This is a genomic window from Myxococcales bacterium, assembly GCA_012517325.1.
Classification (GTDB): Bacteria; Lernaellota; Lernaellaia; order Lernaellales; family Lernaellaceae; genus JAAYVF01.
Genome location: JAAYVF010000060.1, coordinates 12,624 through 37,687, shown reverse-complemented (window position 1 = coordinate 37,687; position 25,064 = coordinate 12,624). Strand labels below are relative to the sequence as shown.

20 protein-coding genes are annotated in these 25,064 nt (G+C 62.8%); 17 read left to right on the top strand and 3 right to left on the bottom strand.

Features of this window, described 5'->3' with window-relative positions; genetic code table 11:
• Positions 1-3 precede the first annotated feature (3 nt).
• The 12 genes from GX444_10640 to GX444_10585 all read left to right on the top strand — a co-directional run bounded on the left by GX444_10640 (position 4) and on the right by GX444_10585 (position 15,321).
• Positions 4-687 carry an ABC transporter ATP-binding protein gene (locus GX444_10640; protein NLH49047.1) on the top strand — a complete coding sequence of 228 codons (684 nt, stop codon included), beginning with the start codon at positions 4-6 and terminating at the stop codon, positions 685-687.
• Complete coding sequence (gene bamA / locus GX444_10635) at positions 684-2,981, top strand: outer membrane protein assembly factor BamA (GenBank protein ID NLH49046.1); 2,298 nt, start codon at positions 684-686, stop codon at positions 2,979-2,981. The genes GX444_10640 and bamA overlap by 4 nt, the downstream gene beginning before the upstream one ends.
• A 15-nt stretch (positions 2,982-2,996) precedes the next feature.
• On the top strand, positions 2,997-3,518 hold the full coding sequence (locus GX444_10630) for an OmpH family outer membrane protein (GenBank protein ID NLH49045.1): 522 nt from the start codon (positions 2,997-2,999) through the stop codon (positions 3,516-3,518).
• 90 nt (positions 3,519-3,608) lie between these two features.
• The gene (gene lpxD, locus GX444_10625; protein NLH49044.1) at positions 3,609-4,628 is read left to right on the top strand and encodes a UDP-3-O-(3-hydroxymyristoyl)glucosamine N-acyltransferase; all 1,020 of its coding nucleotides are present in this window, start codon (positions 3,609-3,611) and stop codon (positions 4,626-4,628) included.
• Between the two features lie 3 nt (positions 4,629-4,631).
• The gene (gene lpxA, locus GX444_10620) at positions 4,632-5,417 is read left to right on the top strand and encodes an acyl-ACP--UDP-N-acetylglucosamine O-acyltransferase (protein ID NLH49043.1); all 786 of its coding nucleotides are present in this window, start codon (positions 4,632-4,634) and stop codon (positions 5,415-5,417) included.
• A gap of 44 nt (positions 5,418-5,461) precedes the next feature.
• Complete coding sequence (locus GX444_10615) at positions 5,462-6,379, top strand: Gfo/Idh/MocA family oxidoreductase (protein NLH49042.1); 918 nt, start codon at positions 5,462-5,464, stop codon at positions 6,377-6,379.
• 1 nt (position 6,380) lies between these two features.
• Positions 6,381-7,202, top strand: coding sequence for an LpxI family protein (locus GX444_10610; protein ID NLH49041.1), 822 nt, complete (start codon positions 6,381-6,383; stop codon positions 7,200-7,202).
• A gap of 16 nt (positions 7,203-7,218) precedes the next feature.
• A complete protein-coding gene (locus GX444_10605; GenBank protein ID NLH49040.1) occupies positions 7,219-8,877 on the top strand; it encodes a hypothetical protein in 1,659 nt (552 codons plus the stop codon).
• Between the two features lies 1 nt (position 8,878).
• The gene (lpxB, locus tag GX444_10600) at positions 8,879-10,738 is read left to right on the top strand and encodes a lipid-A-disaccharide synthase (GenBank protein ID NLH49039.1); all 1,860 of its coding nucleotides are present in this window, start codon (positions 8,879-8,881) and stop codon (positions 10,736-10,738) included.
• Entirely contained in the window at positions 10,728-12,506 is a 1,779-nt protein-coding gene (locus GX444_10595) for an ABC transporter ATP-binding protein (GenBank protein NLH49038.1), read from the top strand. The genes lpxB and GX444_10595 overlap by 11 nt, the downstream gene beginning before the upstream one ends.
• 6 nt (positions 12,507-12,512) lie before the next feature.
• Complete coding sequence (locus tag GX444_10590) at positions 12,513-14,048, top strand: glycosyltransferase family 39 protein (GenBank protein ID NLH49037.1); 1,536 nt, start codon at positions 12,513-12,515, stop codon at positions 14,046-14,048.
• Between the two features lie 10 nt (positions 14,049-14,058).
• A complete protein-coding gene (locus GX444_10585; GenBank protein NLH49036.1) occupies positions 14,059-15,321 on the top strand; it encodes a 3-deoxy-D-manno-octulosonic acid transferase in 1,263 nt (420 codons plus the stop codon).
• Between the two features lie 14 nt (positions 15,322-15,335).
• Here GX444_10585 and GX444_10580 read toward each other — a convergent pair whose 3' ends face one another.
• The 3 genes from GX444_10580 to GX444_10570 form a co-directional block, all read right to left on the bottom strand.
• Positions 15,336-17,927 (bottom strand): HEAT repeat domain-containing protein, encoded by a 2,592-nt coding sequence (locus GX444_10580; protein NLH49035.1) that lies wholly within the window; start codon positions 17,925-17,927, stop codon positions 15,336-15,338.
• A 55-nt stretch (positions 17,928-17,982) separates the two neighbouring features.
• A complete protein-coding gene (locus tag GX444_10575) occupies positions 17,983-20,199 on the bottom strand; it encodes a tetratricopeptide repeat protein (protein NLH49034.1) in 2,217 nt (738 codons plus the stop codon).
• Positions 20,200-20,315: 116 nt separating this feature from the next.
• On the bottom strand, positions 20,316-20,561 hold the full coding sequence (locus GX444_10570) for a hypothetical protein (GenBank protein ID NLH49033.1): 246 nt from the start codon (positions 20,559-20,561) through the stop codon (positions 20,316-20,318).
• A gap of 335 nt (positions 20,562-20,896) precedes the next feature.
• Here GX444_10570 and GX444_10565 point away from each other — a divergent pair, with 335 nt between their 5' ends.
• The 5 genes from GX444_10565 to GX444_10545 all read left to right on the top strand — a co-directional run bounded on the left by GX444_10565 (position 20,897) and on the right by GX444_10545 (position 25,028).
• Positions 20,897-21,073 carry a hypothetical protein gene (locus GX444_10565; protein ID NLH49032.1) on the top strand — a complete coding sequence of 59 codons (177 nt, stop codon included), beginning with the start codon at positions 20,897-20,899 and terminating at the stop codon, positions 21,071-21,073.
• 530 nt (positions 21,074-21,603) lie between these two features.
• Positions 21,604-22,590 (top strand): hypothetical protein, encoded by a 987-nt coding sequence (locus GX444_10560; protein NLH49031.1) that lies wholly within the window; start codon positions 21,604-21,606, stop codon positions 22,588-22,590.
• Positions 22,591-22,718: 128 nt separating this feature from the next.
• Positions 22,719-23,333 carry a 16S rRNA (guanine(966)-N(2))-methyltransferase RsmD gene (rsmD, locus tag GX444_10555; protein NLH49030.1) on the top strand — a complete coding sequence of 205 codons (615 nt, stop codon included), beginning with the start codon at positions 22,719-22,721 and terminating at the stop codon, positions 23,331-23,333.
• Positions 23,321-23,821 carry a pantetheine-phosphate adenylyltransferase gene (coaD, locus tag GX444_10550; protein NLH49029.1) on the top strand — a complete coding sequence of 167 codons (501 nt, stop codon included), beginning with the start codon at positions 23,321-23,323 and terminating at the stop codon, positions 23,819-23,821. The genes rsmD and coaD overlap by 13 nt, the downstream gene beginning before the upstream one ends.
• 16 nt (positions 23,822-23,837) lie before the next feature.
• On the top strand, positions 23,838-25,028 hold the full coding sequence (locus GX444_10545) for a pyridoxal phosphate-dependent aminotransferase (GenBank protein ID NLH49028.1): 1,191 nt from the start codon (positions 23,838-23,840) through the stop codon (positions 25,026-25,028).
• Positions 25,029-25,064 lie beyond the last annotated feature (36 nt).

Genomic DNA, 25,064 nt, shown 5'->3' with positions numbered 1-25,064 from the left:
CAAATGCCCTTGCTCGATGTCAAAGCGCTGGCCAAAACCTATTACGAGGTCGGCGCGCCCCTGCCGGTGCTCCAGGATCTCGAATTGACGGTCGAGGCCGGCGAAATGGTCGGCATCGTGGGCGATTCGGGCGCGGGCAAATCGACGCTGCTGTATATCCTGGGCGCGCTGGAACGCCCCTCGGGCGGCGAGGTCTGGTTCGACGGCAAGCCGGTGTTTCACCCGGCGCCGTCCGATCCGGCCCTGGCCGAATTCCGGAATCGCGAGGTCGGGTTCGTGTTTCAGTTTCACGGCCTGATCCCGGAATTCGACACCCTCGAAAACGCGATGATGCCGGCGATGATCGCGGGGCTCTCGCGCCGGGAAGCCGGCGAACGCGCCCGGCAGATCCTGACGGACGTGGGCCTGGCCGAGCGGCTGCACCACAAGCCGGGCGAATTGTCCGGCGGCGAGCAGCAGCGCGTGGCATTCGCCCGTTCGCTGGTCATGCGGCCGCGCCTGATCCTGGCCGACGAACCGACCGGCAACCTGGACACGGCGACCGGCGAAAAGATCTGGGATCTGATGTTCGAGGTGAACAAACAGCGGGGTACGACCTTCATCGTCGTCACGCATAACGAGCGGTTGGCGGCTCGCCTGCCGCGGTTGCGCCGTCTGGCGAACGGCCGGTTGGAGAACCCGGAATGAAGCGCGGCGTGCTGCTGGGCCTGATTCTTCTTTGGCTGGCCGGTTTCGCGGCGACGGCCGCGGCGGAAACCCTCGTCGCCGGCGTCCGCATCGACGGCACCAAGCGCATCGAGGACGACGCCGTCACCGCCGTCATCGCCACCCGCCAGGGCGACGCGCTGGAACTCGACCGCCTCGACGCCGACCTGCGGGCCGTCTTCGCGCTCGGCTATTTCTCCGACGTGCGCGTCGAACTGGAAGACGCCCCCGGCGGCAAGACCGTCGTTTTCGTCGTCGAGGAAAAGCCGGCCGTCAAGGAATTCGTCTACGAGGGCAACGACAAGATCAAAAAAGACAAGATCGAGGAAGTCACCGACCTCAAGCCCAACACGATCCTCTCGATCGCCAAAATCAAGGAAAACATAGAGAAGATCCGGCAGCTCTACGAGGCCGAGGGCTTCTTCATGGTCGATATCAATTACGAAATCGAGCCGCTGCCGAACAACCGGGTCAAGGTGATCATCCGCGTCACCGAATACCGCAAGATCTACCTGAAGCGCATCGATTTCGTCGGCAACCAGGCCTTCACCGAGGAAGAGCTGCGCGGCGCGATCCAGACCAAAGCCGGCCACGTGATGAGCTTCATGACCAGCAAGGGCGTCTATCGTGAAACGATGTTCGCCCAGGACCTCGAACTGCTGCGGCGCTTTTACGCCAACCACGGCTATTTCGCCCAGATCGGCCGGCCGGTGGTGACGCTTTCGGCCGACAAACGCTGGATGTACGTGTCGGTCTCGGTCAAGGAAGGTCCGCAATTCTACGTCGAAAGCGTCGACATCGGCGGCGACCTGCTGTTCCCGAAAGACGAGCTGATGAAGCTGGTCACCGTCAAGCAGGGCGACGTCTTCGCCCGCGATAAATTCGACGCCTCGCTGGACGCGCTCAAGAACCGCTATACCGACGTCGGCTACGCGTTCGCCGAGATCGAGCCGGTGGTCGATCCCAACCAGGACACCCGCCGGGTGAAGATCAAGTTCAACGTCAACAAGGGCAAGCTGGCCTACATCGAGCGCATCGAGATTTCCGGCAACGACCGGACGCGCGACAAGGTCGTGCGGCGCGAATTGCTGATCAAGGAAGGCGACCTGTTTTCCGGCCCGGGCATTCGCCAGTCGAAGGAATACCTGATGCGCAAGGGCTATTTCGACGAAGTGGCGATCAAATGGCACAAGGGCTCCAGCGAGGAACAGGTGATCGTGGTCCTCGAGGTCAAGGAGAAGATGCAGGGCCAGTTCATCGTCGGCGTCGGCTTCTCGAGCCTGGAGAACTTCGTCGGCACGGCGCAGGTCAGCCACAACAACCTGTTCGGCTACGGCTGGAAATTCCAGTTGCAGGGCGAGTTGGGCAGCTATCGGAAGAACATCGTTTTGCAGTTCCAGGAGCCGTACCTGTTCGACACGCGCTGGATCTTCGGCCTGACCCTGACCAACACCGAGCGCGACTTCTTTTCCTTCCTGCGCCGCGACCAGGCGGGCACGATCAGCTTCGGCCGGCCGCTATACCTCGACATCCAGGCCCACCTGGCCTACAACTACTCCAACGTCGAAATTTCCAACGTCGCCAACAACGCGTCGCTGTTCCTCGTTTTGCAGGAAGGCCGGAAAACCACCAGCAGCCTGCGGTGGACCCTGATGCGCGACACGGTCAACCATCCGTTCGACCCGACCGACGGCTCGCGCCTTTCGGCCTCGGCGGAGTGGGCCAGCGAATCCTTCGGCGGCGACCTGAATTTCATCAAATACACCGGCCTCGCCCGGCGTTACATCCCGATTTATTGGGGCATTTCCCTGATGCTCAACGGCGAGGTCGGCTACGCCGACAACCTGGATCCGGGTCGCCTGCCGATCACCGAGCGGTACTTCCTGGGCGGCCTCAACAGCGTGCGCGGTTTCTATTCGCGCTCCCTCGGTCCCCGCGAGTTCAGCACGATCCCGCGGAACTACGAGGATCCGGCCAGCACCACCCAGGACGTGGAAAGCGTCATCGGCGGCAACAAGTACATGCAGGGCAACGTCGAACTGCTCATCCCGATCGTCAAACAACTCGGCATCAAGGGCGTGCTGTTCTACGATGCCGGCAATGCGTTTATCGAAGAACAATGGTATGATTTCACCCTCTTGCGACAAAGTTGGGGTTTCGGCGTGCGTTGGATCAGTCCGATCGGTCCGTTGCGCTTCGAGTGGGGCTTCCCCCTGTACCATCGCAAGGGCGAGGAAAATCAGGTCTTCGAATTTGGTATCGGCACCTTCTTCTAGAGAGGAGTGGTCCTCATGCGCAGGATAACGGTAGCGGTCATTTGTCTGGCGGTCGTGTTGGCCGCGGCGCCGGCCTTCGCCGGTAAGGTCGGTTTCGTCGATCTGCAAAAAGTGCTCGATCTGACCAAGATGGGCAAGGAAATCAGCAAGCAGATCGCCGCCCGCACCGACGAATTGAAAATCGAGGTGAAGAAAAAGGAACTCGAGGTCATTACGCTGCGCGATCAGCTCCAAAAGAGCGAGGCCGCCCTTTCCGAGGCCGCCAAAAAGGCGAAGTACGAGGAACTGCAGACCAAGATGGGCGAATACTACCAGTTGCAGCAAAAGGCCGGCTACGACCTGGAATCGGCGAAGCTGGAGTTGTTCAAAAAGGTGATCGCCCAGGTGAAGGATATTTCGTCGAAACTCGCCGTGGCCAATGGCTACGATCTGGTGTTGCTCAAGGTCGAAGACGTCATGACGGAAGGATCGGTCGTGTTGTACGGCGCGTCCTCGGTCGATCTGACCGACCAGATCATTCGGCAGATGAACCAGTAGACCGGGTGACGGCGGTCCGGCCGCGGCCGGCGGCGTCGCCGACCCGAACGCGGTGGGGCGCGCCGCGCCCGCCGTATACGGGAGAAACCCTTGAAGCTGCTGGATTTGGCGAAACTGGTCGGCGGTCGGGTGCATGGCGAAACCGATCGCGAGATTCGCGGCATCGCCCAGGCGGACGACGTTCGCGACGATGAAGCGACGTTTGTCGACGACCCCAAGTATTGGGCGCGGCTGGCCGGTAAAAACCCGGCGGTCGTGCTGACCGCGGCCTATTTCCCCGATCAACCCGTGACGCAAATCGTGGTGGCCGATCCGCGCCTCGCCGCCGTGCAAACGGCCCTGGCCCTGACGCCGGAAACGGCCGAGGCGCCGGGCGTCTCGCCGCTGGCCCTGGTCGATCCGACGGCGCGGGTTTCGCCCGAGGCGACGGTCGGCGCGTTCGCCTACGTCGGTCCGGGGGCGGAAATCGGGCCGCGCACCGTGGTGATGCCGCAGGTTTACATCGGCCCCGGCGCTAGCGTCGGCGGCGGTTGCCGCTTGCATCCGGGAACGCGGATCGGCGAACGCTGCCGGCTGGGCGACCGGGTGATCTGCCATCACAACGTGTCGATCGGCGCGGACGGCTTCGGCTATTTCCGGCAGGGCGACGTGCAGGTCAAGGTGCCGCAGAAGGGCCTTGTCGTGATCGAGGACGACGTCGAGATCGGCGCCAACAGTTGCATCGATCGCGCCACTTTCGGCCGCACGGTGATCGGCGCCGGCACCAAGATCGACAACCTGGTGCAGATCGCCCACAACTGCCTGATCGGCCGGCGGTGCCTGGTCGTCTCGCAGACGGGCCTCGCCGGGTCGGTGGTCGTCGGCGACGACGTCATCCTGGCGGCGCGCGCCGCCGTCATCCCCCACATCCGCATCGGCCGCGGCAGCGTGGTCGGGGCCAACGCGGGGGTGATGCGGGATTTGCCCGCCGACGCCATGGTCGGCGGCATTCCCGCCAAACATCACATGGCTTGGAAACGCGAAATGGTCGCGCTGGGCCGGCTTCCCGAGGCCTTGCGTGAATTGCAGCGATTGAAGGAGCGCGTTGCCGCGCTGGAAAGTGAGCAGTAACCCGTGATTCGCATTCATCCCACCGCAATCGTGGACCCCAGCGCCGATTTGGGGGAAGACGTTGAAATCGGCCCCTTCTGTATCGTCGAAGGCGAAACGGTCATCGGTCCGCGCACGGTCCTGCAGACGCGGGCCATGGTGCGCCGCTGGACGACCCTCGGCGCCGACAACAACCTGCTGCCCGGCGCGATCCTGGGCGGCGATCCGCAGCATCTCGATTACCGGGGCGCCAAGACCGAGCTGCGCGTCGGCAACGGCAACTGGATCGGCGAGTACGTCACCCTGCACCGGGCCAGCAACCCGTCGCTGACCACGGTCATCGGCGACCACAACTATTTCATGGCCTACACCCACGTCGGCCACGACTGCCACGTCGGCAACCGGGTCATCATGACCAACTACGCCGGCCTGGCGGGTCACTGCACCGTCGAGGACCGCGCCCTGCTCGCCGCGTTTTCCGGCGCGCACCAGGGCGTGCGCATCGGCACGATGGCGATGCTCGGCGGCGGCGCGCTGGCCGGACAGGACATCGTGCCCTACGCCATCGTCCAGGGCATTCCGGCGCGGCCGCGGGGCCTGAACGTCATCGGCATGCAACGCAACGGCGTTAGCGCGGAAGCCCGCGAGGCGCTGCACGAAGTCTATCGCATTCTGTTTCTGCTCAAGCTGAGTCTGCCCAACGCGCTGGAGAAAATCCGCGCCGAGGTGCCGTCGCTGCCCGAGGTCGAACACGTGCTCGAATTCGTCGCCGGCAGCAAGCGCGGCATCGCCAGGAGGAAAGAGAATTGAATCACGTCAAGCAAATCCGCGCCGGCATCGTCGGCGTGGGCCACATGGGCCGTTACCATGTCGGCGCCTACAGCGAATTGCATCAGGTGGAAATCGTCGGCGTGTGCGACAACGACCCCGCCAAAGCCGAGCAGGCCGCGGCGCCGTTCGAATTGCAAGCCTTCACGGACTACCGCGAATTGTTCGGCAAGGTCGACGTCGTCTCGATCGCCGTGCCGACCGAACTGCACTACGCGGTGACCAAGGATTTCCTCGAACACGACATTCACGTGCTGCTGGAAAAGCCGATGTGCCCCGACCTTAAACAGGCCGAGGAATTGTTCGCCATCGCCGCCCGGCGCAACCTGGTGTTGCACATCGGTCACGTCGAGCGTTTCAACGGCGCGGTGCAGGAACTGAAAAAGATCGTCTTCGATCCGTATCTGGTCGAAAGCCGCCGGATCGGGCCGTGGACGGGCCGCAGCGTCGAGGTCGGCGTGGTGATGGACCTGATGATCCACGACATCGACATCGTGCTGAATCTGGTCGACAAGCCGGTCCGCGACATCCAGGTGTTCGGCCGCAAGGTGTGCAGCGATTACGAGGATCTGGTCACGCTGCAACTCGAGTTCGAATCCGGCACCCTGGCGACCCTGCTGGCCAGTCGCGTCACCGAGGAAAAAACCCGGACGCTGACCGTGCACCAGAAAGACGCCTTCATCATGCTCGACTACGCGAACCAGGACATCCAGATCCACCGCCGCGCGTCCAGCAGCTACCAGATGACGCCCAGTCACTTGAAGTACCGCCAGGAAAGCATCCTGGAGCGCGTTTACGTGCACAAGGGCAACCCGCTCAAGTTCGAGATCATGCATTTTCTCGACAACGTGCAGGGCAACGGCGAACGGCTGGTGAGCGTCGAAAACGAACTGCGCAGCCTCAACATGTCGTTGCAGGTTTTGCAGATTCTGCGGGGCCGTTAGCATGAAACAACCGGCGCCCCTCGGGTTGCTCGCCGGCGGCGGCCGGCTGCCCATTCTGGCCGCGCAAGCCGTCGCGGCCGCCGGCCGGCCCGTCGTCGGCCTGCAACTGGCCGAAACCGGCCAGAAAGGCCTGTTACGGCATTGCGCCGCCGGCACGACGCTGAGCCTGGGCAAGGTCGGCGCGATCGTCGATTTCTACCGGCAACACGGCGTCGCCGAGGTGCTGGTGGTCGGCAAGGTCGAAAAAAAGCTGAACTTCGCCGAGATCGAATTCGACGCCCTGGCCCTGGAAGTGCTGGCCACGATGGCCGGCCGCCAGGATTCGTCGATTTTCGCCGCGGTCGCGGACATTTTCGAAAGCCACGACATGCACGTGGCCCGGCAGACCGACGTGCTCTCGTCGCTGCTTGCGCCGGAAGGGCACCTCGCCGGGCCCGTGCCGAGCGAGCGGATCGCGGCGGATATCGCGCTGGGATTTTCGGTCGCCTCGGTGGTGGCCGATTACGACATCGGCCAGACCGTCGCGGTCAAGCAGGGCGTGGTGGTCGCCGTCGAGGCGTTCGAGCATACCGACGCCTGCATCCGGCGGGCCGCGCGATTGGCGGGCAAGGGGCAGGTGATCTGCAAAGCCGCGCGTAGCCGGCAGGATACGCGGTTCGACGTGCCGGCCGTCGGACCGGCGACACTGCGCCAGATGGGCAAAGCCGGCGCGTCCTGCCTGGCGCTGGAAGCCGGCTGGACCTTGTGGCTGGACCAGGAAATCTGCCGCGCGGAAGCCGCGCGCTTGAACATTTCGATCGTCGGCGTGACGCGCCGGCGATAAGCGGCGGGAGACGATGATGCGCTACGGTTGGTGGCTAATCGTATTGATGGTGGCGATCGGCTTTACCCTTCCGGCCTGGGCCGAGGACAGCGGCGGCAGCCAGGGGCAGGAAGGCGGCGACAATCCGCCGGCGGCGACGCCGGTGCCGCCGCCCGTGCCGCCGGCCGTGCCGGGCGATCCGCAACTGGCGGCCAAAATCGCCGAACTGGAAAAGCAGATCCAGGAACTCGAAAAGCGCCTCGACAACCCCAATCCCAAGCCGGCGCGGATCGGCAAGCTCGACTGGGAAAAGGACCGCGAGGGCTTCGCGCTGCCCAACGGCTGGTACGTCACCTGCCACGGCGAGTTCCGCAGCCGCGCGCTGGTCGAGGCCAACACGCTGAACGGTTACACGAATTTCGCCGGCGAGCGGGTCTATGCCTACAACCCGAAATCGACCTTGGCGAACGATTACGGCTGGTGGGACCAGCGCTTCCAGATGCGGACCGTGTTCAACTTCGGTTCGACCGCCGATTTGATCATCATGCTGCAACTCGGCGACATCGTTTGGGGTTCGCACGCGCCGGTGCTGGGTTATACCGCCCGCCATCAGCAGAAGTTCGACCAGGTCGATCTGTTTTTCCGCGAACTCTACACGCGGATCAACCTCGACCCGATTCCGATGTACCTCGTTTTCGGCCACATGCCGGTCAACCTCGGCAACCGCCTGATCATGGGCAACGAGCACGACGGCGCGTACACCTATTTCGGCCCGAAATGGCTGGAATTCGGAGCGGGCGCGGTGCGCCAGTACGAGGGCGAAAATTATGAAATGAGCATGCGCACCAACGACGACGAGGACACCTTCTTCGGCTGGATCAACAGCCGGATGACCGACGACCACTTCCTGTCGGTTTTCGGTTGGGCCAACGACTGGAAAGTCACGCGGTATCCCAACCGCCCCGATCCCGACAGCCCCTTGTTCAAATTGCCGGCCTTCACCCAGGAAAAGTACACGAGCCAGGACAGCCAGCAGTGGGATGTCGGCGCGAACTACGTCGGCCGGTTCGGCCCGGTGACCGTCAACGCCGAAATCGATCAGCAGTTCGGGCGGATCATCGCCAACGACGACGTGCCTGACGTGGAAGACATCAATTTCAAGGGCAACGCGGCGTTTTTGAAGACCGATTATAAAATCGATGACAAGGACACCGTCGCGCTTTCGCTGGGCTACGGCTCGGGCGACGATCCGAAAACCGTCGACTACGAGGGCTTTTTCGCGCCGGACAACGATTTCGGCATCCGCGACGAATACATGGACGAATACATCCAGCGCGGCTACTTCTCGGTGTACGAGCATCTGGCGCCGGGCGCCGGCGTCCCCGGCCACCTGCGCGACAACTGGGGCACGGGCGGCCTGGAAAACACGATTTTCGCCAATCTCGGCGCCGATCTGGGCTTCCAGGACAACCACCACTATTACGTGAGTTGGGGCTATCTTCGCGCCGCGCGGCCGAACCCGGAAACGGACGACGCGGAAATCGGCTGGGAAATGGACGCGCGCGTCGATTACCTGTTCAGCAACAATGTCGTCTTTTCCATTTACGGCGGCCACCTGTTCATGACGGGCGAATATTTCCGCCCGGACGCCCACGACGCCGCGCAGGTCTACTTCGAATGGAAACTGGTTTGGTGACGTGCTGGAAAATTTAGCCGGTCTGGATCGTTACCTATTCTGTTCCATCAACGAGGGGTGGTCGCGGCCACCCCTCGATTTGTTTTTCGGCCTGTTCACGAACCTGGGCCAGGGCTGGCTGATCACCTTGCTGGGTTTGGCGGGCCTCTATCTCTTCGACCGCAAGAATTTTCCGAAAAATTTTCTCGTCATCGCCGCCGTCATGCTGCTGGGCAACTGGTTCGTGCACCTGATCAAATCGTGGGTCGCCCGGCCGCGCCCGCTGCACGACCCGGGCCTCGGCGCGATCGAGGCCGAGGCAGTGAAGACGCAGGTGCTCGGTTGGCTGCCGCGCTGGACGATCCCGCTCCAGCCGCTCGATCCGCGGGTGATCGCCGGCCGGTTTGCCGAATTGCACATCGTCGGCCCGAAATACGGCTGGCGGTCATATCCGAGCGGCCATGCCGCCGCCGCCTTCGGCGCGGCCGCCGCGCTCATCTACGTGTATCGCCGCTGGTGGTCCTGGCTGCTGCTTGTCCCGGCGGCGCTGGTGGGCCTGAGCCGGATTTACGTCGGCGTGCATTTTCCGCTCGACGTGCTCGTCGGCGGGGCGATCGGCGCGGTGAACTCGGTGGTGTTGCTGGCCTGGTGGCGGCCGTATACCGGCCTGGGCCTGCGCCGGCCCGCCCGGCGGCGTCCGTCCGTCTCGCCTCCCGGTCAGCCGTTGGTGATGCTGGTGGCGGGCGAGGCCAGCGCCGACGCCTATGCCGCGAACCTGATCGCGGCGGTGCGGCGGCTGCGGCCCGGGGCGCGGTTCGTCGGCGTCGGCGGCGAGCGGACGATCGCGGCGGGCCTGCGACCGATCGGCAAGGCCGAGGAAATCGCGATCGTCGGGTTCACCGGCGTGCTGACCGGCCTGTTCGCCCTGCGACGCATCTACCTCGGGTTGCTCCGGGTGATGGACGCCGACCGGCCGGATCTGCTCGTCTGCCTGGATCTGCCCGACTTCAACCTGGCGCTGGCCAATCAAGCGAAGGGCCGGGGCATTCCGGTGCTGTACTACATCAGCCCGCAGGTTTGGGCCTGGCGCACCGGGCGGATCGCGACGATCGCCGATCGGATCGATCACCTGGTGCCGGCCCTACCGTTCGAAAAGGACCTCTACGAGCGGCGGCACGTGCCGGTAAGCTATTTCGGCCACCCGCTGCTGGAGATCAACCGACCGCAATACGCTTCCCGCGAGGAAGCCCGGCAGGCGTTCGGCCTGGCGCTCGACCGTCCCGTGGCGGTGCTGGCGCCCGGCAGCCGGAAAAACGAAATCAAGTACCTGGCGCCGGTGTTGGCCGAGACGGCGCGGCTGTTGGCGGCACGCGAGCCGCGGCTGCAATTCGCCGTGCCGCTGGCGCCGACGGTGGACGAAGGCTGGGTGCGCGGGATTTTCGCGGCGGCCGGCGTGGAAATCACTTACACGCGCGGCGATTTCAACGATCTGCTGGCCGGGGCCGATCTGGGCGTCATCACCAGCGGCACCGCGACGCTGGAAGCCGCGCTGGCCGGGTTGCCGCACGTGATCGTCTATCGCGGGCACCCGCTCAATTACGCGATCGCCCGGCGGGTGGTGCAGGTGGACAAAATCGGTCTGGCGAATATCATTCTCGGTCGAACGGCGTTCCGCGAACTGATCCAGGACGAGTGTCGACCGGAAATCATCGTCGAGTCGGTGCTGGCGTTGCGGGAGGGGCCGGAACGCGAAGCCGTCCGGCAGGCGTGCGGCGAATTGCGGCGGCTCCTGGCGCCGGGCGAGGTCAGCACACGGGTCGCCGAGCTGGCGTTGTCGATGGCGGCCGAACGGCCGACGGGAAAGACGGTTCATGGCGAATAAAGTGCGGATCAAATTCTGGAAGGGCGAGGGCTGGCAACAGTTCCGGCGCTTGCTGATCTATTTCAAGCCCTACTGGAAACTGATCGCGATCGCGTTCGTCTGCGCGCTGATCGTCGGCAGTTCCGGCGGCGCGACCACCTACCTGGTCGAGCCGACGATGAACAAGATTTTTGCCAACCCCGACAAGGACGCGGCGCGAATCTACCTGGCGCTGATTCCCCTCGCGGTGATCGCCATTTTCGTGTTCAAGGGCATTTTCCGGTTTCTGCAGAATTACATTCTGCGCATCGTCGGCCAGCGGGTGATCCGCGAAATCCGCAACCTGCTCTACGAGCACTACCAGGCGCTTTCGGTCGATTACTACACCGACACCAACACCGGCGTGATGATGAGCCGGATCACCAACGACGTGACGATCATGGAACGCGCCGTCCCCGCGCTGACCAACCTCTTCCGCGAGCCCTTGCAGATCGCCTTTCTCGCCGGCGTCGCCATTTACATGTGGTGGCAGATGGCCTTGATCGTCATCGTCATTTTCGCGGTCAGCGCCTATCCCGTGGCGCGCTTCGGCGGTAAGGTCCGCAAATACACCCGGCGCGGCCAGGAGCGCATGGGCGTGCTGAATTCGATCCTGAAGGAAAACTTTTCCGGCATCCGCGTCATCAAGGCGTTCGCGATGGAAGCCTACGAGACGATGCGCTTCCGGCGCGAAAACCAGCGGCTGTACGAAACCAACGTCAAACGGGTCGTCTTCGACGAAATCAGCGCCCCGGCGATGGAAGCACTCGGCAGTCTGGCGGCGGCGGCCGTCATTTTTTACGGCGGCATGCAGGTGGTCAACGGCACGATTTCGAGCGGCGAATTTTTCAGCTTCGTCGCCTCGATGGGCATGATGTACGAGCCGATGAAGCGTACCAGCCGCATGTACAACGATTTCCAGGGCGCGCTCGGCGCGTCCGACCGCGTCTTCCAGGTGCTCGATACCATGTCGACCATCGTCGACGAGCCCGACGCGATCGAGATGCCGCCGATCCGCGAAAAGCTGGCCCTCGAAAGCGTGCATTTCCGGTATCCGGGCGAGAAGAACGACGAGGTGCTTTGCGGCGTCGACCTGGAAGTGAAGGTCGGCCAGACGGTGGCGATCGTCGGCGGCAGCGGCTCGGGCAAGACCACGCTGATCAACTTCTTCCCGCGGTTTTACGACCCGAACCAGGGGCGGGTCACGGTCGACGGCACCGACATCCGGCGCTTCACCATGTCCAGCCTGCGCCAGCGGATCGCCATGGTGACCCAGGACACCTTCCTGTTCGACGACAGCATCCGCAACAACATCGCCTACGGGCAGAGCGAGGCGGACCTGGAGCGGGTGGTCGCGGCGGCGAAGATGGCCTACGCCCACGAGTTCATTTTGTCGTTCCCGCGGGGCTACGACACCTCGATCGGCGAGCTGGGCGTGCGGCTGTCCGGCGGCCAGCGGCAGCGGCTGGCCATCGCCCGCGCCCTGTATAAAAACGCGCCGATCCTCATCCTCGACGAAGCCACCAGCAGCCTCGATTCGGAATCCGAGCGCGAGGTGCAACGCGCGCTGGAAAACCTGATGGAGGGCCGCACGACCATCGTGATCGCGCACCGCCTGTCGACCATTAGACGCGCCGACCGGATCGTCGTGCTCAAGGCCGGGCAACTCGTGGAAGACGGCAGCCACGAGGAATTGCTGGCGCTGGGCGGCGAATACGCCCGCCTGTACAACCTGCAATTCCAGGAATAGACGACCGTGCGACGCCCGTTTCTCCTGCTGGCGATCTTGCTGACCGGGCTGTCGGCCCTACGCTGGGCGGCCGGCCTGGGCGCGGACCTGATTCCCGACGAGGCATATTATTGGGCCTGGAGCCTCCGGCCGGCGGCCTGTTATTGGGACCAGCCGGGCGGTATCGCCTGGGCGCATTATCTGTGGGGCTTGCTCTTCGGCAGCGGCCTGGCCAGCCTGCGCGCCCTGGCGGTCGGCTGTTCGCTGCTCGTGTCACTGCTGCTGTACCGGCTGCTGCGGCGCGTCCTGCCGGAGCGGACGGCTTTCTGGAGCGTGCTAGTCCTGCAAGTCGTGCCGCTCTTCTCGGCCGGCGCGACGCTGATTCTGCACGACAGCCTGCTGCTGGTTTTCGCGGTCTGGGCCGTCGACGTCTGGTTGCAAACGCTGTTGGAAGACCGGCCGAAACTTTGGCTGCCGTTCGGCGGGCTGGCGGCGCTGGCCCTGTACGCCAAGTTCAGCGCGGCGATCCTCTTCGTCGGGTTGGCGCTGGCGACGCTGCTGCATCCGACCGGGCGGCGGCATCTGCGCGCCTGGCAACCCTACCTCGGCGCGATGCTCGGCCTCGTGCTGTTTTTGCCGGTTTTGACCTGGAACGCGAACCATCGCTGGGTGGCTTACTACGCGGTGCGCCGGTTGTCGTTCGACCCGGACGTCGTCGACTGGCAGCGCCTGGTTTCGCTGCTGGATTTTCTCGGCGGCCAGTTGGGCGTCGTGACCCCGGTGCTGGCGGTCCTGGCGCTGGCGGCGGCCTGGGCGGTCCTCCGGCGGCGGGGGCCGGAAACAGCCGCGCGCCTGCTGCTGGTCGCGCCGGCGTTGACGATACTGGCCTATTTTCTCGTCAATTCCCTGCGCGCCAAGATCCAGGCCAATTGGCCGGCGATCGCCTGGCTGCTGCTGGTGCCGCTGGGCGTGGATCTGGCCTTCCGGTGGCGCGAGCGGCGGCCGCGCGCCGCGCGTTGGTGCCTCGGCGCCGGTGTCGGCCTGGCGCTGCTGACGACGCTGTTGTTTTACGCGCAGGTCTTTACCGGCGCGCTGCCGCTGAAGCCGGATATCACCGATCAGTTTTACGATTGGCGCGGCCTGACCCGCTTCGTCGCGCAGACGCGCGTGTCGATCGGCCGCCCCGAGATCCCGCTGGCGGCGCGCAATTACCAGACGGCCGCCGAACTGCTCTATCATCTGCCCGACCGGCCGGATTTTTACATGGCCGATTTCGCCCATCGCGGCAGCCAGTTTTCGCTGTGGCAGGATTATGAAAAACTCGTCGGCAAGGATGTGCTGTTCGTCGACGAGGGTTTTATGCCCGGCAAGTACAAGCGGCATTTTTCCGAGATCGTCGATCTGGGATCCTACGGTCGCCGCCGCGGCAAGAAGGGCATCGCGACCTATCATTTGATCTGGGCCAAGGGCTTCCACATGGCGGGGCCGGAAGTCGAGTACATGGAAGACGCCGTGACGCACCACATCTGGCGCGCCAAAAAACGCGAGGCGCGAGGCAAGTAGGGGCTGCCGGTTGATTTTGTCGTTGTACGCCGTTTTGGGAATAGTTCTGCTGCCGGTCGCCGGGCTGGTCGTGCTGGTCGGCTGCCTGCTCAAGCCCGATTGGCGGCCGGGCGTGGCGGCGCGCTTCGGTTGGGCGCCGCGCACTGCGGCGCGGCCGATCGTCGTCTGGTGCGCCTCGGTTGGCGAGGTGAACACCGCCCAGCATTTGATCCGTGCCCTGCTGGCGGCCGGCGCGGCCCCGGTGACGGTCACCGTTTTCACGCCCAGTGGCCTGGCGCGGGCGCGGGAATTGTTCGGCGAGTCGGCGACGGTTTGCCTGGCGCCGCTCGACATTGCGCCGGTGGTCGCCGGCTGGCTGCGCCGCCAACAGCCGCGTCTGGTGATTTTGTTCGAGACCGAAATGTGGCCCTGGTTCATTCGGTCGGCCCGGCGCCGCGACATTCCGGTGGCCGTGGTCAACGGGCGGCTTTCCGATCGGAGTTTCAAATCGTATCGACTTCTGCGCGGCCTGCTGACGCCGTCGCTGGCGCGGCTGAACCTCGTGCTGGCGCAGAACGAGGAATTCGTTTCGCGGTTCGTGGCGTTGGGCGCCGCGCCGGAACGGGCCGGTGTTTCGGGCAGCTTGAAATTCGACGTGGAAACGGCCGGCGCGCCGGACGAGGACGTTCGCGCGCTTTATCGAGGCTTCGGCGCGGGCCGGCGGCTGCTGGTCGCCGGGTCAACCCACGCCGGCGAAGAGAGCCGGTTGGCGGAAACGTTGCGGCGGTTGCGCCCGACCTGGCCGAACCTGGCGCTGATCGTCGCGCCGCGGCATTTGAAGCGGTGCGACGAAGCGGCGCGCGACCTGGAAGCGGCGGGTTGCCGCGTCGTTCGCCGGTCGCAAGCCCGGCCGGAGAACGTCGCCGCGGCGGACGTGTTGCTGATCGACGTCTTCGGTGAGTTGTCCTGGGCTTACGGTCTGGGCGAGGCGGCGTTCGTCGGCGGTTCGTTCGCGCCGGCGGGCGGCCACAACGTGCTCGAGCCGGCGGCGCTCGGCGTGCCCGTGGCGGTCGGTCCGCTGACGCCCAATTTTCGCCAGGAAGTGGAAGCGTTGCGGCAGGCCGGCGTGCTGCGGCAGGTGAAGGACGGCGCGGAATTGGCGGCGGTATTTCACGAGTGGCTGGCCGATGATTCCCGGCGGTTCGCCCGGGGGGAAACCGCCCGGCTGACGGTTCAAAAGCACCAGGGTGCGACCGCACGCACGCTGGCCGCACTACAACCCTTTTTGTCGTAATCCGCGAATACGCCTCAGCCCATTTTTTGCATGGCCAGTTGCGCCGCCCGGGCGATATCCGCGTTGCCGTCGCGCACGTGCTTGCCGATCAAGGCTTTGGCCTCGTCGCCGCCGATCTCGCCGAGGGCGCGAATGACGGCCAGGGTGATCCGGTCGTTTTGCTTGGCTTTGAACAGGCCCGAGAAGCCGCCCGGTTTGAGGATTTTTTTCAGCGCCGGCAGGACGCGCGGGTCGGGTATTTTGCCGAGCGCCGCGATCAGATCGGCCGCGTAGGCCTCGTCCTTGTTGATCATGTCGGGTTCCGTTTTCGCCAGCATGAATTCCAAGCCGGCGGCGGATCGCGTCAACGCGAAGTGCATGAACAGCGAGCGCTGCGCGGCCGCGTCCATGTCGGGCAGGGCTTGCGCCAGGGCTTCGTTGGCGCTGGGCGTGCCCAATTTCATCAGGGTCGCGTAGCAGGCCTTGCGGACCTGGACGTTCTCGTCCTTCAGATGGCGCGCCACGACGCTTTCGGCGTAGGTGTCCTGCAGGTCGCCGACCAGCATGATCAGGTTGCGCACGAAATACCAAGGCAGATTGGGCGCGTTGAGGAAATCGCGCACCAGCGGCGCCGCCGATTCGGCCATGCGGTTGAGCACCGAGAAGGTCTTCTTCCGGATGCGCATTTCCTCGGAATCTTTCATCAGGGTCAGCATCAGCGGCGCGATCCGCTGCGGATCGACCACCAGCAGAACCTGCAGGGCGTGATCGGACTGCACTTCGTCGGCGCCGGCGAATTTTTCGATGAGGTGTTCCATCATGCCTTCGTGCGCCAAAATTTTATCCTGGGCCATACTCAGGAATTTTTCCTTGGCGGGATCCGACTCGCTCTTTTTCAGCGTCTCCAGGTTCTTGAAGATCTGGATCACGACGTTCATCTGGCCTTCGTCGATCAGGCGGTTCAGATCGATCACCAGGGTGGCGAGATAGGCCGCATAGACTTTCGTTTCTTTCTCCTGGCGGAAGCCGCGCAGCAGGAAGGCGTAGAGGGTGGAATGGAGCGTGACGTTTTTCATGTCCAGCAGCGTCTGGCTGATGCGGACGATGGTCCCGGCGATTTTAATGCGGACCTCGGGCGATTCGCTGTTGAAATTCTGAAACAGGCGTTCGAGCAGTTTTTTCGCCACGTCGGGGCGCTTGAAATCGATCAATCGGACGATGAGATCGGGCAAAAAGACCTGCACCTTGTCGTCCAGCAGGTACGAAGGTTCCTTCGCCAGCAGCCGGCGGACTTTCAGGATGAGCAGCTTTTCCGGGTCGGGCGCTTCCTTGATGATGTTGCGGGCCATGCTGATGGCGCGGCTCGCTTTTTCTTCCAGTTCCGGCGACGGCTGGTGCTGCCGGATGTGATCGAGGATCAGTTTCAGCGTATGTTCCGATTGCGCCAGGTACTCGGGACTGGTTTCGAAATCGCGGGGCGAGAGGCCTTCGACCAGCGAATTGTATTTCTGCAGGAAGAAATCGATGATCGCCGATTTTTTGCGGATCGACAGGGTGGTGAGAATCTGGTTTTTAAGGTTGGCGTCCGCCGGCGCCTCGTCGGCCAGCGAGGTCGCCATGATCCGCGAGAGAGTGTGGATCTTGAAGTTGGCGATGATTTTCAGCAGGTCGCCGGTCAGCTTGCTGCGGATTTCCGGCTGCTTGAACGAGAGAATGACGTGGCTGATTTCCTCGAAGGTTTTCGTCAGCTTTTCGGCCCGCTCCTCGCGGGCGGCATCCAGCGCGTCGGCGCGCACGACGCGTTCCTCGGATTCGACGGCCTGTTGCAGGTCGGGGCTGAGGTTGAAGGCGACGCCGCCGGCCGTCGCCGGCCGTTCGGCATAGGTGGCCTGCACCTCGTCGCGCGCTTCCTCCTCGCCGATTTTTTCGAGCGCGTCGGCGAGCGCCGGGCCGAACTTCAGGTAGTCGACGACGTTCTTGTCTTTCACCTCGTCGAAGTTGATCTGCTTTTTCAGGCTGGCGAGCCGCTCCTTCGTGAGGTCGAACTCGCCGTGTTGCACCTTGCCCAGCAGGTACTTGACGAACGTGCCGTCCTGAAAAGACTCGGGTGAAACGCTGCCCCGGTCCATCATTCCTTCGAGCGCCGCGATCTCCGCGACGACCTGATCCTTGCGTAGGGCGACGAACACCTTTTCGTCGAGGGTGATGTTTTCGACGTTCTTGGCTTTGAGCAATTCCGCCAGGTTGCCCAGCTTTTTGAGTTCCTCGGGGGTGCTGCCGAGCAATTCGATGAACTGCTGCAATTCGCTCGCCTGCAGCCCGCGCTGAAACGTCATGCTCCGGATATTGCGCTCGATCATCGAGTGCACGAACTTGGCGACATAGGCGAGGGCCTGGGATTTTTCCGACAGTCGCTGGTCGTTGACCAGCAGTTGCCGCTCGCTTTCGCTCAGGGTAAAGGAATCGATTTCCTTGAAGATCAGAGCGAAGACTTCCATCCCGCGCTCCAGGGCGACCTTCACGATCGTCGAGCCCGGCGGGTAGCGTTTGATGTTGATGATGGTGCCGCCGATGGCATGAACCGATTCGACGATGAGATCAAGCAACTCGGCCGATAGCTTGTCCATGTGACACCCATGGTTATTTTGATGTAATTCGGCGCTCCCACGATTGTCAATCATTTTAATGCAAGGCGGTCGCGTTCCGCAACAGGACCTCGTATTTTTTCATCGAAGTCAGTACCTTGCGCACGTAACGATTGGTTTCCTGGTAGGGAATCTCCGCCACGAAGACGCTTTCCGCGCTACCCGGTTTGTTGCGCAGCCATTTGGCGACCGCTTTGGGGCCGGCGTTGTAGGCCGCGACGGCGTAGGCGGGCTCGCCGCCGAGTTGCTCCAGCAGGTGGTGGAGATACCAGCAGCCGAAGCGGATATTCGTCTCCGGGTCGTACAACGAGTCCTCGTCGAAGGGCTCGCCCAACGCCGCGGCGACGGCCTCACCGGTTTGCGGCATGATTTGCATCAGGCCGACCGCGTAGGCGGGCGAAACCACTTTGGGCCGATAGCCGGACTCGTGCAGGATCACCGCGAAGACCAGCGCCGGGGGCACCTGGAACTGCCGGGCGTACCGCGCGACCAGATCGGGGTAGCCGACCGGCATGACGAGCGGATAATAGGTGGTCAGCAGGGATTCCGAACCGCTTTTCAGATAGCTCAAGACGCCGTTGCGGCCGGCGATGTTGCGGGCCAGGTCGTAACGGCGCGAGTCCCGGCACAACCGCGCCAATTCGACGGCGTGATCGGGCGACAGCTTATCGGGGAGGGAAACCCAATCGAATTCGGCGGCGGCCGCCCGCCAGAGGCCGACCTCCGCCAGATCCACGAGGTGCCCGAAGCGGCTGGTCAACTCGTCGTATTCCCGCCACCATCCTGGCGGGACGTTTGCGAGCGGCGCGTTCTGCGGGTTGGCGCGGTCCAGTTGGCTTGCCAGATCGGTATAGGCGCTTTTCCGGGTCTTGAGTAATTCGCCGGCCTGCCAGCCGAAATATTCGGCGGGCGCCTGGCTGTTGAGTTGGCGCAGGAGCTTCAGGCCCGCCGCGGTTTGTCCGGTTTCGAGCAACAGGCGGCCTTGCCAGTAGCGATAGCGATCCGCGTCCTTGAGGCGGCGGACCTTGCTCATGCCGGCCAGCCGGGTGAGCGCCGTTTTGGGCTGATCGCCGCGATAGGCCGTCCAGGCGGCCAGCCAGCAAGCCAGTTCGTTGCGGCCGCCGGTCTGCTGGCAGCGATGGCTGAAATGGCCGAAGGCCTGTTGATAATTGCCGTCCTCGATCGCCAGCCAGGCCAGTTGATAGCCGGCTGTCTGCTGGTAGGCGCCGCCGTTTTTCGCGATCCAGCGATAAGCCGACCGGGCGCCGTCGGCCTGTCCCAACCGGGTGTACAATTTGGCCAGATCGTAATGCGCTTCCGCCGATTCGCCCGCGGTTCCCGCGGCGACCATCGCTTCGTAATAAGGCAAGGCCAGTTCGTTGTGATGCGTGCGGTACAGCGAAAATCCGGCTTTGCGAAACACCTCGTCCGCCGGCGAAACGGTGTCGCCCGCCCGCTGGCGCGCCTTGACCGCCAGGTCGAGCGCCGGGCCGGACTGCTCGAAAGCGCCGCTTTGATGCCAGGCGAGGCCGAGTTTGCCGGCGTACTGCGCCTGCTTTGGCCAGTCGTTCGGCACGGTCCAATCCAGGTACAGCCGCAGGGCGCGCACCGTATAGAGGTTCGGCCCCATGCCGTTGAGCACCTGTTGCAATATCGCCGCGGCTTCCTCGGTGCGGCCCAGTTGCCGCAGGTCGCTCGCGGCCTCGATCCATTGCTCGGCGCGCCGGTCCGGATCGTCGGCGTTGGCGGCGGCTTGTTTGTGCAGAAACAGGGCTTGTTCGTATTGGCCGGTTTTGGCGTAGGCCCGGGCGGTGCGCTTCAGGACATCGCGAGCCACGGCGCTTCCCCCGTGATCGCGCCGCAGCGCGGACAGCGATTGGAGGGCGCCGCCGTAGTCCTTGAGGGCGAATTGCGACCGCGCCGCTTCATCCAACGCGCCGTCGGCGATCGCGGGACAGGCGCGGGCGGCGAGTAAAAACATTTGCGCGGCGGCAGCGTAATCGCCGACCGTCTCTTTTTCACGGGCCTGGGCGACCAACTGGCGCGCCTGGGTTTTGCCGGCGGCGGTCGCCGGCGCGGCGCCGCTCGGGTCGGGGGCGGAATGGCCGGGATGATGGGAACGGGCCCGCTGGCCGGCGCGCGGCGAAGCATCGAGGAGCCAGGCGGCGGCGACGGCCAGGATCAGCAGCAAACCGAGTAAAACGACCGCCGGATGTCGCGGCAAACGGCGGTTCGCGAAGCGTTGTCGATTCATGGTCGAATGGTTGCCCGGCGGCGCATTCCGCCGCTTGAATTGTCAGGGAAGTCGAGTGGGTCCGTCGCGGCGATCGCCACCGGCGGGCCGATCGCGCCGAGCCGGCACAAACGGCCTCAGAGCCCGATGCGATGCGATTTGGCGAAGCCTTGGATAACCAGACGCGCTTTTTTGATGTTTCCCAGGCGAAAATGTTTTTTCCGCGTGCCTTCGAAATCGTCCTCGCTGATGACCTCGTTGCGGATTTCGCGCTCCAGGTTCATCAGATTGTTCAGCATGTTGCGCAACTGATCCGAGGTGCCGTATTTCTTCAAATTGGTGATGTTCAACTGAAAAAAACCGTCCGCGATGGCTTTGGCCAATTCTCTGGGACTTCCGCCGACGCCCACGATCACTCTCCTGGTTTTGATTTTTATCCACCCTAGCGAAATGGGACCGGCGACGCAAGAGAGAAATCGAGCATTGTATTAGCTTAGCGACTTTGTCCCCTGTAACTGCTTAGCGATTATGTCCCCCATGAAGAAGGACATGATTTCGATGGCTCCCCGGGAGTTACAGCGGATCAGGTTGTCGGATCGTATTCAGGAGAGGCGGCGGCCTCTTCTGCAAGACGCGCGCAAAAAGCGCTGCATTTCGATTTATCGGACCAATGGCGACTTCATCAAGCTTCCTGGCAAGTAGAATCCCCCCATCGATTATGAAGAAGCACGGCATCTCCATCGCCAAGACGAAGTCGCAATTCATGGCCCTTCGAATGGACTCAGGGCGGGGTGAGCAAGGTCGAATCCCTGCGGAACTGGAGAAGCTCGAACCCAACCCCGCCAAGCCGCATTTCATGCTCAAGGGCGAGGAACTCGAAGTAAAAATCAAGTAGTTCGGGATTGGTAAGCTCAAGCCCAAGGAGATGATGGCGAAGGACCTGTCCACGGTCTATCGGTTCTTGAAAAAGCGGATTGAGGAAAACATGAGATTGACAAAGGGTTGAAAGGGCATCAACAATTTGTGCGAGAATAATTTTCCTTAATGGTATAATTCAATCCGTCTTTTCCTGGAGTGCCAGTTGAAAGTCGATCCTTGCGATGGCGGTGAGGTGACGAGCGACAGGCGATAATGAGGTGGGTTCTGCTGTGTTTCGACGGTCTCACTACATCCTGAGCTTTAAAAAGCGTGGAGAGCAACCCACCAATGGGTAACTCAGCGTGGATCATCGAGCCGATAAGTGGAGCGTGGAGGCGCGGGCTTCCACGGTCCCGTCCGAAATCCCATCGGACGATAGACCCTCGATGCTTCAGAAAACCCAGGCTCGACGTGCGAAAAACGCCGGTGCAAAGGAATGCGCCTTTGCGCTAGCAAAAAACGGCTTCAGTCCATTTCAGGCTGAACCGGCACAAAAGGACGGTAATCATGCGCTATTTGATAATTTACGTTCTGGTGTGCGCCGCTCTCCTCGCTTTTCTTTTTTTCCTCGGCTGCTCCCGTGAAGACGACTGCGATTGTTGCAAATGCGATTGCACCGGGTCGGACGACGATTCGCCTGTCGATGACGACGATTCATCGCCCGACGATGACAATGATACCGACGACGATAACGACGACACTACACCCGATATTTACATGGACGCTTGCACAAACCATGCGGCCCAGAACGACAGTTGGCAACCCGTGGCCGATAAAGCAACACTTCGCACCAGGTTTTTCAAGTTCGATCCGGAATCCGCTTACGAAATGCTGCTCGACGGTGCCGATCTGCATTTGCGGGTGCCGAGCGGCAATGAAGGAGCCTGCTGGATGCACCTGCCGGCCGGACACTACACGGCGACGCTGGTGATCGAAGACGCCAGCCGGGACACCCTCGAGTTCGACCTGGCGGTGAATACGACAAGTATGGTCAGCAATGTATTGCACGAAGTCAACGGTCCGGATATGTCGTTCTTTCCTCTGACGACAACCGCGCCGGACGTTCAGTGGCCGTTGAATATCCTCAACCTGCTGCAGGACATCAGGCCCCAGGCGATGGACGTATATCTGTGGCCGGCTGAAACGGATCAAATCAACTTCCGAACCATCACGCCGGACAAGGTTGCCGAAAATGTGGCCTACGGCGATTCGATCTCCCTGTTCGTAACGCCGACCTTTTCATCGTATACCGTTCTTTTACCCGCGCTGGTCTTTGCGATGATCCCCGCCGGCGCGACCATGAACCTGGACACCGTTACACCGGAGTTTGCGACTCCATGCTACGGATCGGTCGACGATCCGACCTTCATGGTGCTCAACATCTACGGCCTGTGCGCGGGTGACACGACCGAAGACGACCCGAACGGCTTCTGCCACGGACAGGGAGGCAACCCGGGCACCGAGTTATACTACCCTGGAGAGACATGCCTCTGACAGATCAGCCTGATTATACATAGCGTCATAAGTTCTTCGCATGCGGACGGCCTGCGAGCATTTCCAAATGCGATAAGGATTATGTTGAAACGCCGTCCGACTTTGATTAAGATGCGCGGAACCAACGGATGGTACAATGGGCTGAGGGGCCGGTTCGCCGGGAGGACGAAGCATTGCGCATCACCGGCGGGAGTTTGCGGGGCAGGCGGATTCACACACCCGCGTCTCGACATTTGCGGCCGGCGCTGGAACGGGTTCGCGAGGCTATTTTCAGCATTCTGTTGTCGCGCCTGCCCGACGCCCGGGTGCTGGACGCCTTTGCCGGAACGGGGTTGTTGGGCCTGGAGTGCCTGTCGCGCGGCGCGGCCGAAGTGGTTTTCGTGGAGCAGCATCGGCCCACCGCCGGCTATCTGGAGGAGTTGCTCGCGGAATGGCGGCTGGCCGACCGCGCCCGGGTGATGACCGCGGATTTCATCCGCGCCGCACACCACTTGGGAAAGGATGGTCCGTTCGACCTGGTTTTTCTGGATCCGCCGTATCCGAAACACCTGCTGGTCGAAGCGCTCCAGGCGACCGCCGCCGGCCGGCTGGTCAAGCCGGAGGGGCTGGTGATCGTCAAGCGGCATCCGAAAGAGGCGTTGACCGCCCCGGCGGCGTTTGCGGTGTATGACGAGCGCCGCTACGGCGATTCCATGGTGACCTTTTTCAAATTGCGAATGGAAGGGGAAACATGTCCAAGCTAGCCGTTTATCCGGGAAGCTTCGATCCGATCACCAACGGGCACGTCGATCTGATCAAGCGCGCGCATTGCGTGTTCGAAAACCTGATCGTCGCCGTGGCCGTCAATCCACGCAAAAAGACCTTGTTCACCGCCGCCGAACGGATCGAATTGATCCGGGAAGCGTTGGGCAACACAAAAATCCGCGTCGAGAGCTTCGACGATCTGTTGATCCATTACCTGAACCGCGTCGGCGCCAAGGTGGTGATCCGCGGGCTGCGCGCGATTTCCGATTTCGACTACGAATTCCAGATGGCCATCACCAACCGCAATCTGCAGCCCAACGTCGAAACCCTTTGCCTGATGGCCAGCGAACCGTACATTTACCTGTCTTCCCGCATGGTCAAGGAAATCGTTTTCTTCGGCGGCGACGTCTCCAGCATGGTGCCGCCGAATGTCCTGCAACGGCTGAAAGAAAAAGTCGATCAGGTGCAGCAGGAACACCTGTCCTAGGCACAAGGAGCGCGCCATGCCATTCGCCAAACGCATCGCCAAATTGAATCCATCGATCACCCTGGCCGTCGACGCCAAGGCCAAGGCGCTCAAGGCGCAAGGGTTGGACGTGGTGGGCTTCGGAGCCGGCGAACCGGATTTCGACACCCCGCCGCACATCCGCGACGCGGCCATCAAGGGCTTGAACGAGGGCCTGACTCGTTACACGCCGGCGGCGGGCATGCCGCAATTGCGCCAGGCGGTGGCGGACTTCTACCAAAGCCGGTACGGCCTGCCGGCGAGCCCGAAAAACGTGGCGATCTGCTGCGGCGCCAAGCACGCGTTGTACAATGTTTTTCAATTGCTGCTCGATCCGGGCGACGAGGTGATCATCCCCGCGCCCTACTGGGTGAGCTACCCCGAAATGGTCTGGCTGGCGGAAGGCGAGGCCGTGATTCTGCCGACCGACGAGAGCACTTCGTTCCGCTTGTCGGCCGAACAATTGCGCGCCGCCATCACGCCGCGCACCAAGGTGCTCGTGCTCAACAGCCCCAGCAACCCGACCGGCGCGACCTACTCGCGGCGCGAACTCGAAGCGCTCGCCGAAGTCGCGCGCGAGAAAAACCTGTGGGTGATCGCCGACGAAATTTATGAATACCTGGTCTACGACGGCTTTGAATTCGTCAGCTTCCCCACCGTCGGCAATGATCTGTTCGAACGCACGATCATCGTTTCCGGCGCCTCGAAAACCTACGCGATGACCGGCTGGCGCATCGGGTGGGCCGTCGGGCCGGAACCGCTGATCGAGATGATGAGCCGCCTGCTCAGCCAATCCACCAGCAACGCCACGAGTTTCGCCCAGGCCGGCGCGATCGCGGCGCTGAAGGGTTCGCCGGATATCATTCGGGAGATGGTGGCGATGTTCGCGAAACGGCGCAACGTGATGGTCGAGTTTCTGCGGAACATTCCGGGGGTGGAATGTTTCAATCCCGAGGGCGCTTTCTACGTCTTTCCGAAAGTCAGTTCCTACTACGGCAAGACCTACCAGGGGAAGACGATCGACGGTTCCCTGGCGATGTGCGAGTACTTGCTCGACGCGGTGCAAGTGGCCGCCGTGCCGGGCATCGGTTTCGGGCAGGATGCCAACATCCGGCTCAGTTATGCGACCTCGATGGATCAGATTGAAAAAGGACTGGAACGGATCCGGCGCGCTTTACTTGAATTGTGACCGGGTGCGTAAAATAAAATTCATCAATTTGTTGAC